The sequence below is a fragment of the Pseudoalteromonas sp. CR1 genome, assembly GCF_019392235.1.
Lineage (GTDB): Bacteria > Pseudomonadota > Gammaproteobacteria > Enterobacterales > Alteromonadaceae > Pseudoalteromonas.
The window spans coordinates 1-232 of record NZ_JAHXRM010000654.1; the positions used below are offsets into that span (position 1 = coordinate 1).

General features: G+C 59.1%; 1 protein-coding gene. It reads right to left on the minus strand.

The annotated features are described in order from the left end of the window. Positions 1-5: 5 nt before the first annotated feature. The coding region (locus KZZ04_RS20910; RefSeq protein ID WP_219424136.1) for a 5'-nucleotidase at positions 6-232 on the minus strand (227 nt) is incomplete at its 5' end.

A 232-nucleotide genomic window follows, 5' to 3' on the forward strand; every position in this document is an offset into this window, starting at 1 on the left:
CTGACTTAGCGCTCGGTGTGGATTTTCAACTCATTACTGATGCCATGGGGCACATGCCCGGTGGCCACCACTTCCCGGGCTTTCTCACAATGACCGGCCTGGTCATCGAAAAACACGTCGGCGGCGAACGCCTCCAGAAAGGCGGATTTCTCCAGGCCGCCGAGGAACAGCGACTCGTCCAAACGGATATCCCATTCACGCAAGGTGCGAATCACGCGCTCATGGGAGGGCG